At 67.4% G+C, this 9,410-nt stretch carries 10 protein-coding genes; 4 read left to right on the top strand and 6 right to left on the bottom strand.

What is annotated here, in order from left to right; translation table 11 throughout:
• The 3 genes from FGX59_RS34895 to purU all read left to right on the top strand — a co-directional run.
• On the top strand, positions 1–742 hold a 742-nt coding region (locus tag FGX59_RS34895), incomplete at its 5' end, for an electron transfer flavoprotein subunit alpha/FixB family protein (protein ID WP_138473102.1).
• On the top strand, positions 739–1,632 hold the full coding sequence (locus FGX59_RS34890; protein ID WP_138473100.1) for a bifunctional 5,10-methylenetetrahydrofolate dehydrogenase/5,10-methenyltetrahydrofolate cyclohydrolase: 894 nt from the start codon (positions 739–741) through the stop codon (positions 1,630–1,632). The genes FGX59_RS34895 and FGX59_RS34890, both read left to right, overlap by 4 nt.
• A gap of 21 nt (positions 1,633–1,653) precedes the next feature.
• A complete protein-coding gene (gene purU / locus FGX59_RS34885) occupies positions 1,654–2,586 on the top strand; it encodes a formyltetrahydrofolate deformylase (RefSeq protein WP_138473098.1) in 933 nt (310 codons plus the stop codon).
• A 39-nt stretch (positions 2,587–2,625) separates the two neighbouring features.
• On the opposite strand, the gene FGX59_RS34880 is transcribed toward purU, so the two are convergent.
• The 6 genes from FGX59_RS34880 to FGX59_RS34855 form a co-directional block, all read right to left on the bottom strand.
• On the bottom strand, positions 2,626–3,465 hold the full coding sequence (locus tag FGX59_RS34880; RefSeq protein ID WP_138473096.1) for a carbon-nitrogen hydrolase family protein: 840 nt from the start codon (positions 3,463–3,465) through the stop codon (positions 2,626–2,628).
• Positions 3,466–3,467: 2 nt separating this feature from the next.
• Positions 3,468–4,349: a MurR/RpiR family transcriptional regulator gene (locus tag FGX59_RS34875; protein ID WP_138473094.1), complete on the bottom strand. Its 882-nt coding sequence runs from the start codon at positions 4,347–4,349 to the stop codon at positions 3,468–3,470.
• Between the two features lie 139 nt (positions 4,350–4,488).
• Positions 4,489–5,781, bottom strand: a complete 1,293-nt coding sequence (locus FGX59_RS34870) for a TRAP transporter large permease (protein WP_138473092.1) — start codon at positions 5,779–5,781, stop codon at positions 4,489–4,491.
• A complete protein-coding gene (locus FGX59_RS34865) occupies positions 5,778–6,314 on the bottom strand; it encodes a TRAP transporter small permease (RefSeq protein ID WP_138473090.1) in 537 nt (178 codons plus the stop codon). Before FGX59_RS34865 ends, FGX59_RS34870 begins: the two co-directional genes overlap by 4 nt.
• A gap of 55 nt (positions 6,315–6,369) precedes the next feature.
• Positions 6,370–7,401, bottom strand: a complete 1,032-nt coding sequence (gene dctP / locus FGX59_RS34860; RefSeq protein ID WP_138473088.1) for a TRAP transporter substrate-binding protein DctP — start codon at positions 7,399–7,401, stop codon at positions 6,370–6,372.
• Between the two features lie 941 nt (positions 7,402–8,342).
• Positions 8,343–8,603 (bottom strand): hypothetical protein, encoded by a 261-nt coding sequence (locus FGX59_RS34855; RefSeq protein ID WP_138473086.1) that lies wholly within the window; start codon positions 8,601–8,603, stop codon positions 8,343–8,345.
• A 162-nt stretch (positions 8,604–8,765) separates the two neighbouring features.
• On the opposite strand from FGX59_RS34855, the gene FGX59_RS34850 reads away from it, so the two are divergent.
• Positions 8,766–9,005, top strand: coding sequence for a hypothetical protein (locus tag FGX59_RS34850; protein ID WP_138473085.1), 240 nt, complete (start codon positions 8,766–8,768; stop codon positions 9,003–9,005).
• Positions 9,006–9,410 lie beyond the last annotated feature (405 nt).

The raw sequence follows: 9,410 nt of genomic DNA, 5'->3' as shown, positions 1-9,410 counted from the left end.
GTCCCTGGGCCACCGGCTGGCGGAGAACACCGCGCAGCTGATCGCGAGCCTCGCCGAGTCGCATGAACATATCCTTGCCCCGGCCACGACGGATGCGAAGAACATCATGCCGCGGGTGGCGGCGCTGCTGGACGTGATGATCCTCTCGGACGTGACGGCCATCGTGGACGGCGCGACTTTCGAGCGTCCGGTCTATGCCGGGAACGCGATCCAGACGGTGAAATCGAGCGATAACAAGAAGGTGGCGACGATCCGGACCTCCACATTCGAGGCCGCCGGAAGCCAGCCCGCCTGTGCGGTGGAGACGGTCGCCGTGCCGGGCACGACGGGTCTGTCGGACTGGGTCGAGGACAAGCTGGCGGAGAGCGACCGTCCCGAGCTGACCTCGGCGAAGATCGTCGTCTCGGGCGGGCGCGGCGTGGGCTCCGAGGAGAGCTTCGCGATCATCGGCGCGCTGGCGGACAAGCTGGGCGCGGCGGTGGGCGCCTCGCGCGCGGCGGTCGACTCGGGCTTTGCGCCGAATGACTGGCAAGTCGGGCAGACCGGCAAGGTGGTGGCGCCGGATCTGTATATCGCGGCCGGGATTTCCGGGGCGATTCAGCACCTTGCGGGGATGAAGGACTCGAAGGTCATCGTCGCGATCAACAAGGACGAGGAGGCGCCGATCTTCCAGGTCGCCGATTACGGCCTGGTCGCGGACCTCTTCGAGGCCGTGCCGGAGCTGGCGGAGAAGGTCGGATGACGGCGCGGCTGATCGACGGGCGCGCCCGCGCGGCGCGGCTCCGCTCGGAGATTGCCCAGGAGGTGGCCGCGCTGGCGGCCGCCACCGGCACCGTCCCGGGCCTCGCCGTGATCCTCCTTGGCGAAGACCCGGCCAGCAGCGTCTATGTCGCCGCCAAGATCCGCGCCACCGAGGCCGCGGGGATGCATAGCGTCGCGCACCGCCTGCCCGCGGAAACCTCCGAGGCGGAGCTGCTGGCGCTGATCGACCGGCTCAATGCCGATCCTTCGGTCCACGGCATCCTGGTGCAGCTGCCGCTGCCGCCGCAGATCAGCCGTTCCCGGGTTCTCGAAGCGGTCGCGCCGGAAAAGGATGTCGACGGGTTCCACCCGGTCAATGCCGGGCGGCTTGCCTCTGGCGGCGAGGGCATCGTGCCCTGCACGCCCATGGGCTGCCTGATGCTGATCGAGGAGGAGCTGGGCGATCTGCGCGGCAAGACCGCGCTGGTGATCGGCTGCTCGCCGATCGTCGGCCGGCCGATGGCGCAGCTTCTGCTGCGGCGCGACTGCACGCTGCTGGTCGCGCACCGCCATACAGGCGACCTGCCCGCCCTGCTGCGCCAGGCCGATATCGTCATCGCCGCCGCGGGCGCCCCCGAGCTGGTCTCCGGCGCCTGGCTGAAACCCGGCGCCACCGTGATCGACGTGGGCATCACCCGCCTGCCGGGCCCGGACGGCACCACCCGGCTGGTCGGCGATGTCGACTTCGCCTCGGCCGCGGAGGTCGCGGGCGCGATCACCCCGGTCCCGGGCGGCGTCGGACCGATGACCATCGCCTGCCTCCTTGCCAACACCCTCACCGCCTGCCGCCGCCTCGAGGGCCTGCCCGCCCCGGCGCAGCGCGCGGCCTGACCTGACGAGAAAGCTCCGGACATGACCCTCCAGACCCGCACCGCCGCGGCGGATGCCACAGCCCTCGCGGCCCCGAAATTCTGCCTGACCGTGGCCTGCCCCTCGACGCGGGGCATCGTCGCCGCCATCGCGGGCTTCCTGGCCGAGCATGGCTGCAACATCACCGACAGCGCCCAGTTCGACGACATGGAGACCGGCCAGTTCTTCATGCGCGTCAGCTTCGTCCCCGAGACCGGCGCCGCGCTCGGCACGCTGGAGCAGGACTTCGCCGCCATCGCCGCCGGGAAGGACATGGAGTTCGCCTTCCATGACGAGGCCGCGAAGATGAAGGTCGTGGTCATGGTCAGCCGCTTCGGCCACTGCCTGAACGACCTGCTCTACCGGGTGAAGATCGGCGCGCTGCCGGTCGAGATCGTGGCCGTGATCTCGAACCACATGGACTACCAGAAGGTGGTGGTGAACCACGACATCCCGTTCCACTGCATCCCGGTCACGAAGGACACCAAGGCGCAAGCCGAGGCGCGGATCATGAAGGTCGTCGAGGATGCGGGCGCCGAGCTGATCGTGCTGGCGCGCTACATGCAGATCCTCTCGGACGAGATGTGCACCAGGATGTCGGGGCGGATCATCAACATCCACCATTCCTTCCTGCCGAGCTTCAAGGGCGCGAACCCCTACAAGCAGGCCTATGCCCGCGGGGTGAAGCTGATCGGGGCGACCTCGCATTACGTGACCGCCGATCTCGACGAGGGGCCGATCATCGAGCAGGACACGGTGCGCATCACCCATGCCCAGAGCCCCGAGGACTATGTCTCGCTCGGCCGCGATGTCGAGGCGCAGGTGCTGGCGCGGGCGATCCACGCCCATGCCCATCGCCGCGCCTTCCTCAACGGCTCGAAGACCGTCGTCTTCCCCGCCTCCCCGGGCAGCTACTCCTCCGAACGGATGGGCTGAGCGGAAACGGCGCCGGGACGGACCCGGCGCCGGACGGGCCTAGCTGCAGCAGGCCAGGTCGTAGGAATCGAGCCGGTCGCGCAGGAAGGAATAGGTCTCGCGCACCTCGTCGAGCTCGGCGCGGGTCAGCTCCAGCAGGCGGAACTCCTCGCGCGACTGCGAGAAGACCCGCGGCAGGACCGTCTCGTCATGCCAGGGGCGGCAGAAGACCGAATTGCCGTAGGCCTCTCCGGCGCGGTTCAGCGACAGCAGGTAGCACTGGTTCTCCAGCGCGCGGGCCACGGCGAAGTCGTGCCAGGTGTGGAAGGAGAGGTCGCGGTAATAGGCGCCGCAATGCAGGATCGCATCCGCCCCCTGCCCGACGGCCAGCGCGCGCGACAGCTCGGGGATGCGGATGTCGTAGCAGATGATCGGCGCCAGGCGGAAGCCCTTCACCTCGAAGACGAAAAGGTGGTCGCCGCGGGTGAAGTACTCCTTCTCCATCGAGGCGCCGTATTGCGCGAGGTGGAGCTTGTCGTAATGGCCCAGCAGGCGGCCATCGGGCGCCACGGCCGCCACCGAGATGTAGCTGCGTTCCCCGTCGGTCCGCGCGAATCCGTAGGCGACATGCACGCCGCAGTCGCGGGCGAGGCGGCTCCAGACCTGGAAGGAGGCACCGTCCAGCGGTTCGGCCATCGCGCCGAGGCAGGCGAAGGCCTCGCGCGAATAGTCGATGCTGGCTAGTTCCGGCAGGACCACCAGATCGGCGGGTTCGGCCGCGAGCCGGGCGCGGATCTCCGCATCCACGCGGGCGAGATGGGCATCGCGTTCCGCCGCCGTGGTCATCGGCGGAATGTCGATCTGGCAGGCCAGAATGCGGAGGGCGGCGCTGTCGGCCATGGTCAGTAGTCCTTGTTCTTCCAGTATTCGCCCAGGGCGACGCGGTTGGCCTCCATTTCCTCGATCCGTGCCACCGCGCCCGGCTGCTGCATGGTGACGAAGCCGAAGAGCAGCTCCACCAGCAGCGTGACGGACAGGTAGGAATCGAAGAACATCGGGCTCTTGTTGGGGGTCAGCAGCACCTCGTCGGCGATCAGGCCGAGGGGCGAGGCGTCGCTGTCGGTAATGCCGACCAGCCTGGCGCCGCGGGATTTCGCGGCCTCGGCCATGCGGATGGCGAATTCGCTCGAGGGGCGCATCGAGATGGCGAGCATCGCGTCGGAGGGTCCGATCTCGGCGATGTCGTCGGCGAAGACGCCGCCCAGCCCCGAGACGATGCGGAACCGGTCGGAGACCATGGTGCCGAGGTATTTCGCATAGACCGCCGCCGAGACGGAGGCCTGCATGCCGGTGACATAGACCGTGCGGGCACCGGCGAGGCTCTCGGCGGCGCTGAGCACCTGGCTAAGATGGTTCTGCTCGAAGAGCGCGTCGACATTGCGGTGGGCGGCGCTGCGGAATTCCTCCCAGACGCGGCTCTGGCCCTCGCCGACGGCGACCTCCTGCAGGGTCTCGGCCCGGATATGGTAGTCGCCGATCCCCGAGCGCTGGACATGGGCGCTGTAGACGGCGCGCAGCTCGTTATAGGTCTCGTAGCCGAGCGCCTTGGCCAGCCGCGGGAAATTGCCGAGCGAGATGCCGGTATCCGCCGCCACCTGGCGCATCGAGCGCGTCGCGACATTGCCCGGATTCTCCAGGACATAGGTCGCGGCGGCCTGGAGCGCGCGGGGCAGCTGCGGCAGGGCCTGCTTCAGCCGGTCCTGCAGGGTCTGGTACTCGCTCATGGCCGGTCTCCGTTCCGGGGGGGCGGTCCGGGCGGCGCTGGCCGCGGCCCGGTCGCGGATCGGCACAGGCTAGCGGCTGCGCCCGTCAGGGGCACCGCGACCAGATGGCCGGCGGGGCATGCGAAACGCGCCATCCGGCTCACCGTCCGAGCAGCAGGCCGGGCAGGAACAGCGCGACCTGCGGCAGGAAGGTGGTCAGCATCAGCGTCGGCAGCCAGGCGAAGAGGATGAAGAGCAGCGTCGGCTTCAGCATCCGCGCCACCGGCGTCTTGGTCACCCGCGCGCCGAGATAGAGGAGCGGCGCGGTCGGCGGCGTGACATTGGCCATGCCGAGATTGACGCCGAGCACGGCGGAGAAATGCACCGGGTCCATCCCCACTCCCTGCACGATCGGCAAGAGCAGCGGCGTCGCCAGCAGGAGCCCGCTGATGTCGTCCATCAGCATGCCGATCAGGATCATCACCAGATTGACCATCAGGAGGATCACGACCGGGTTCTCGGAGACCGAATAGACCAGATCCTCGGCAATGCCCGGGATGTCCTCGAAGATCAGGAAGCGGCTGACGATCAGCACCATGAAGATCATCATCATGACGACGCCGACCGTGACGCCGCCCTCGCGCATCGTGTCGAGGAAGCCGCGCCAGGTCATGCCGCGATAGACGAAGATCGCGACCGGAATGGCGTAGATCACGGCGAAGCCCGCGGCCTCGGTCGGGGTCATGATGCCGCCATAGATGCCGCCGAGGATGATCACCGGCATCACCAGCGCCGGCAGCGCGCTTTTCGTCCGCGCCTTCAGCTCGGGGCCGAACCCCGCGGGCCGCGGCGGCAGGTCGAACCCGCGCCAGGTCCTCAGCTGCACCTGGTTCACCACCGACAGCAGGACGATCAGGATCAGCCCCGGGATGACGGTCGCCAGGAAGCAGGCCAGCACCGATTGCTGCGCCACCCAGGCATAGAGGATCTGCGAGGCCGAGGGCGGGATCAGCAGGCCCAGCGGGCTGGCGTTGACGATCAGCGCGGCCGAGAGCCCCTCGGGATAGTTCGAGCGGCGCAGATGCGGCATCATGATGCCGCCGATGCAGGTCAGCGTCGCGTTCGCGCTGCCCGAGATCGCGCCGAAGACGCCGCTGGCGACCACGGCCGCCGCGGGCAGCCCGCCCTTCAGATGGCCGACGAAAAGCTCCGCCAGCCGCACCAGGGGTTCCGCGATGCGGCCCTTCTCCATGATCGCGCCGGCGAGGATGAAAAGCGGGATGGCGAGGATCACCACCGAGTTCATCTTCCAGTGGCCCGAGGGCAGGTAGCCGGTGACGTCATGGTCCGCGGCCAGCGACAGGAAGATCAGCACGCCGCCGAAGGCCAGCGGCACGCTGAGCCCGACGAGCAGGAGGAAGCAGAGGACGAAGATGCTGCCGGCGATGATCATGCGGTTTCCTCCGGCGCGGGACCGCGCTTGAGCAGGACGTAGAGATGCAGCGCGGTGAAGAGCGCCATCAGCGCGAGCCCGAGCGCGATGGCCAGGCGCGGCACGACGAAGGGGATCTTCAGCGCGATCGTGGCCTGCCACATCGGATAGGCGGCGACCTCCTCGGCCACCATCAGCACGCCCCACCAGCTCAGCACGCAGAGGATCGCCAGTTCCAGCGTCTCGACCAGCACCGCGCGGCGCCAGCGCCAGACCGGATCGGCGACCAGCAGCCCCAGGATGTCGGCATTGACATGCGCCCGGTCATGCGTCGCGACCGCCGCCGCCATGAAGAAGCCCCAGAAGGCCGCCGCCATCAGCCATTCCTCGTAGGCGAAAAGGTCGGCATGGAAGACGTAGCGCAGGATCACCACGCAGAAGAAGGTGACCGCCATCAGGCAGCCATTGGCGATGATGATCGCGTGCATCGCCGCCCGGACGGCCCGCAGCGGGCGGGCCATCGCGGGCGGGAGGGAAGGGCTCAGGTCGCTCATGCGGGCTCCGCTCGGCAGGGGCGGCCCGCGCCGGGGGGCGCGGACCGCGGAGGGATCAGTCCAGATCGGCGCGGATGCGGTCCAGCACGTCCTGGCCGACGACCTCGGCCATCTGCGGCCAGATCGTCTCGCGCACATGGTCGCGCATCGCCGCGGCCTTCGCGGCATCCGGGGTCAGCACCTCGTAGCCCGCGCCGACCAGCTGGTCGCCGAAGGCCGCGTCATTGGCCCTGTTCCACTCGAAGAAGTCGTCCGCGGCACGGGTGAAGGCGGCGGAGACGACGGCGCGCTGCTCGTCATTCATCTTCTCCCAGGTCTTCGACGAGGCGTAGAAGGTCGAGATCTCCATGAAGGCGTTGTAGTTGAAGTAGTACTTGCCGACGCCGCTTTTCGCGAAGATCGTGTAGGTCGCCTGCTTGGTGCAGCATTCCGCGCCGTCGACGATGCCCGATTGCAGCGCCGGGAAGATGTCGGCCCAGGCGATGGTCGTGGTGTTGAAGCCGAGCGCCTTCATCGTGTCGTTGACGACATTCGAGGACCAGACACGGATGTTCATCTCCTTCGGCCCCAGCCCGTCCCAGTCGGCCGGCATCTTGGTCGACAGGACATTGGCGAAGCCTTCGGGGTTGTTGGCCAGCAGGTGAAGCCCGACGCCTTCGAGATGCTCGGACATGATCTGGTTGAAGGCCGAATCCGGGTTGCGCACCACCGACTTCATCTCGTCCCAGTCGCCCGCCAGGTAGGGCATCGAGTTGATCTCGAAGACCGGGTCCTTGTGGGCGTAGATGAAGCCCATCGAGAAATCGATATTGCCGCGGATCGTGTCCTCGAACAGCTCCTCGCCCGAACCCAGCTGGTTCGCCGGGAAGACGGTGACCTTCAGCCCGACATCGGCCGCTTCGATCTCCTCGGCGATCTGCTCCATCATCTTGCTGCCCTGGTGCTCGACCGGCAGCGTCCCCGCGAATTTGAGGCGCAGGTCCCTGGCAGAGGCCGGCGCTGCGACGGCCAGCCCCGCCGCGAGAGCCAGCGCGGCGACGCCCAGGGCGCGCCCTGCGGCACGGCAGGTGTTTGCAGAAGGTGTCATGTCCATTTCCCCGTTGCTTCCCGGCCCGGATGCCTGTCCGGGCGGCCCGCCCCGGCCGGATCTCATTTGATCATGCCCGGGGCCATTTTGAATCATTTGATCAACATGCACGGAATCCTGTGCGTTTGAATAATTTTCTCTTCCTTGCGATTCATTTGGCGCTTTCTGCATAGATTGGCATCCCTGAGTGCGGCAGATGATTAATTCCTGGCCGTTTCTGAGTTCCGGATGGCAGGCGGAGCGGTGACGGAAATCCGGCACCGAGCATTGCGGCGCGCCCGGGCGAGCACGGCTCCACCCCCGTCACCCGGCTGGCAGATGCGTCCGATCAGGCCGCGATCTCCGGGGCAGCTCAGCGCGGGCGGTGCGTCGGGGCCTCAAGCTGGACGCATGGCGAATATGGCCGCTTTGTTCACCGGTCCCTGCCACGAGACATCTCCGCAGGTTCCCGGGCACGCGGCGAGCCCCCCGCTGCCCTTTTGCGGCGCGAAATTGCAGGTGACGGCTCAGCAACATCGAAGATAACGATTTGGGGGAAGCGGAGGCGGGCGGAGCCCGGCCGTAGCTTCCCCTTCGCTTCCCCGCAAATTTCGCCCGAGGATGACGGCCTCCAGCCCGCCTGGATGGCCGACGATGTCCAGGGTGCAGCCTTCACCGGCCGCCAAAGTGCCGGGCGGGCAACTTCAGCGCCATCGCCATGCGCAATCATCATGCCGGTTTTGCAACCTATGGGATTGCCGCAGCGCAGCGCTCCGGCTATGTTGGGCTATCAGTTGACGAGTATTCCAGCGGTTCCTCCTCCTCCCTGAACCGCGGACTTCGGCGGCAGCCCGCTCCTCCTCCCTCGGGCTGCCGCCTTCTTTCCCTCCCCGGAAGATGATGTCCTGATGATAAGGCGGCAGCGCCAAAAGGCGGAGCTGCCGAAGCTGTGACGAAGAAGGTCAAGCTCTCCGGCGGGAGCGGATCTGGAGCAATCCTGCCAAGGTCACGAGCAGCACGACAATCGGCAGCATCACCGTGGCCGCCGCGGCGAGGGCCGGATCGATCTTGTAGAGGCTTTCGGTCCAGAGCCGCACCTCGCCCGAGGACGCCGCCCTCCTGTGCCTCGCTATGCCACCAGCGGCCCTGTCTGCGAGCTGCTGATCCTCGCAGGTGCCGTCACGGCCGCCCGCTGGCGCGGTACCGACGACGAAGAAGAACATGCTCGGCGGAACGCAGCGTGAACAGGGAAACAATCGCCCATATCAATGCCACGGCCCCGCCGTATTGATCGAAGAAATGGATGCCCGACGAAGAACAGGCAGCATGACCGACCGGCTCGGAGGCCCGGGGCGCGCAGCACCCAACTATCGAGGGGACTGGAGATGGACATGACCAACGGGGAACTTGGCGACCTGATCGTCGCCCGCACGGAGAACCTGAAGGACCACTTCGACGCCCGGCTCGTGGCGATGCAGAACCACATCTGCGGGAAGCTTCTCGCCATCGAGAGCGGTCTCCCCGATCTCCGCGGCGAGGTCAACCACCTCCGCACCCAGGTGAAGATGAGGAGTGTCCCGACAGGCGAAGCAGCCGGGCCAGACGCTCCTTTCCCCAGGAGCTGACCTCCAGCGGCCTGATTGCATGAGGGCGCCCTGGAGGCGCTACCTTCGTTTTGGCACCCTCTCATCTGAAAATGCGAGATCGCACCCGGCGGACCTCCCAGCACCCCTCCGGCGCCGTCCCGCCGCAGGACCGCCGCCTGCCGATGCAGAAGGTCGTCGAGAACTGCAGCCTGCGCGCCTTCGCGCAGACAAAAGACGGCGCTTCTAAGTGACATATCGCCAGAAACCGCCGGTACTTACCGGTCCCGTGCGCGTTCCGGGGCCATCCGGTCAGGCATTCCGATAACATCCGGTCAGTGACTCCGATTTGACCCGGTCACGGATTCCGGGACATCCGGTCACCCCGGATCCCGGTCTGGAGACGCCGCTGGGCGATCGTGTGGCGGGGTAGCCTTGCCGTCCAAC

This window comes from Poseidonocella sp. HB161398, assembly GCF_005870025.1.
Taxonomy (GTDB): domain Bacteria; phylum Pseudomonadota; class Alphaproteobacteria; order Rhodobacterales; family Rhodobacteraceae; genus Mangrovicoccus.
Note: the sequence above shows the minus strand (reverse complement) of the source record. Positions and strands in the feature narration are given on the sequence as shown.

Excerpts from the sequence above, each read along its gene's own strand:
- FGX59_RS34890 (WP_138473100.1), top strand. The coding sequence starts at position 739 with ATGACGGCGCGGCTGATCGACGGGCGCGCCCGCGCGGCGCGGCTCCGC.
- FGX59_RS34850 (WP_138473085.1), top strand. The coding sequence starts at position 8,766 with ATGGACATGACCAACGGGGAACTTGGCGACCTGATCGTCGCCCGCACG.
- FGX59_RS34875 (WP_138473094.1), bottom strand. The coding sequence starts at position 4,349 with ATGAGCGAGTACCAGACCCTGCAGGACCGGCTGAAGCAGGCCCTGCCG.
- FGX59_RS34865 (WP_138473090.1), bottom strand. The coding sequence starts at position 6,314 with ATGAGCGACCTGAGCCCTTCCCTCCCGCCCGCGATGGCCCGCCCGCTG.
- FGX59_RS34855 (WP_138473086.1), bottom strand. The coding sequence starts at position 8,603 with ATGTTCTTCTTCGTCGTCGGTACCGCGCCAGCGGGCGGCCGTGACGGC.
- FGX59_RS34880 (WP_138473096.1), bottom strand. The coding sequence starts at position 3,465 with ATGGCCGACAGCGCCGCCCTCCGCATTCTGGCCTGCCAGATCGACATT.
- purU (WP_138473098.1), top strand. The coding sequence starts at position 1,654 with ATGACCCTCCAGACCCGCACCGCCGCGGCGGATGCCACAGCCCTCGCG.
- dctP (WP_138473088.1), bottom strand. The coding sequence starts at position 7,401 with ATGACACCTTCTGCAAACACCTGCCGTGCCGCAGGGCGCGCCCTGGGC.
- FGX59_RS34870 (WP_138473092.1), bottom strand. The coding sequence starts at position 5,781 with ATGATCATCGCCGGCAGCATCTTCGTCCTCTGCTTCCTCCTGCTCGTC.